This window comes from Mucilaginibacter gossypiicola (assembly GCF_900110105.1).
In the GTDB taxonomy this organism is placed as follows: Bacteria; Bacteroidota; Bacteroidia; order Sphingobacteriales; family Sphingobacteriaceae; genus Mucilaginibacter; species Mucilaginibacter gossypiicola.
Genome location: NZ_FOCL01000026.1, coordinates 1 through 1,441 on the forward strand (window position 1 = coordinate 1; position 1,441 = coordinate 1,441).

Genomic DNA, 1,441 nt, shown 5'->3' on the forward strand with positions numbered 1-1,441 from the left:
TATTAAGCAAAGTAAAACAAACCACGCTGGAAGCTTACGGTCACCAGGAAGTACCGTTTGAAAAAGTAGTAGAAGCGGTAGTCAAAGAAAGGGATTTGAACCGGAGCCCGCTATTCCAGGTGATGTTTGCGCTGCAGAACACGGCCGTGATCCCAACACTTGAACTGGGTGATATTAAAATCAGCAGCGAAAAACCCGGCGAGCAGTCAAGTAAATACGACCTGAGTTATAATGCAGAGGAAAGCAAAGAGGGGATCAAGATCGTAGCGGAATATAATCCCGATTTTTATGAAGCAGGAACCATTGCAAGAATGGCAGGGCACTATGTGGAGCTGATAACATCGATAATCAACGAACCTGATAATACTCCTATCAGTAAACTGCAATTGCTAAGCAAAGCAGAAGCGGGGCAATTAAAGGCATTCAACGAAACGTCAATAGCATATCCAAGAGAAGAGAATATTATCAGCCTTTTCGAGGCACAGGCAAAAGCTACACCGGAAGCTACGGCACTGGTATTCGAAAACGAAACAGTAAGCTATCAAACGCTGAGTGAGCAATCGAACCGGATAGCGCACTATTTACAAGCACAAGGCGTAACCCAAGAAACGCTTGTAGCGATTTGCATAGAGCGCGGACCCAACATGATAACCGGCATCCTGGGTATTCTGAAAGCCGGGGGAGCCTATGTACCGGTTGATTTGGATTACCCGAAAGAGCGGATCAGTTATATCCTGGAGGATACCAAAGCCAGCATTGTGCTGAGCAGCAGTACAGGAAAAGCACATATAGCTAATACAACTGCTCAGGTTATCGAATTAGATAACAACGAGGAAATTGCAAACCAAAGCGGTGAAAACCAGAACATCACGATTGAACCAAAGCAGTTGGCATACATCATGTATACCTCGGGCTCAACAGGCAAACCTAAAGGTGTCATGGTGGAGCACCAAAGTATCTCCAATTACTGTACAGGTTTTATAAACTACTTCGGGATCACAGCGGAAGATAAAGTACTGCAGCAGTCATCAGTATCCTTTGATACGATGTGCGAGGAAGTTTATCCGGCACTGCTCAGCGGCGCAAAAGTAGTGATCGTAAAAGAAGGTGGTAAAGATGCAGATGATATCATCCACCTGATTTCAAAAGAGTCGGTAACGATATTAAGCGCCACACCTACGGTAATAGCCTATTTGAACAGTCAAAAGGGTAATAACAAGCTCAATACAAACAGTCTGCGCTATATTATCAGCGGCGGCGAACTCTTGCAGCCGGGCTTCATAGATAAGCTGTACGCGGACACAGTAATAGTAAACAGCTATGGCCCGACCGAAAGTACGGTATGTGCCAGCTATTATACCATAGAAGACATCAACAAAGCTGCATTGATCGGTATGCCTGTATCGAACACACAAATCCACGTAAGGAGTGTTTCAGGAGA

At 45.0% G+C, this 1,441-nt stretch carries 1 protein-coding gene; it reads left to right on the forward strand.

Annotated elements, in window-relative coordinates:
• A partial coding sequence (locus tag BMX50_RS34135; protein WP_143065334.1) for a non-ribosomal peptide synthetase occupies window positions 1-1,441 on the forward strand: 1,441 nt, incomplete at both ends.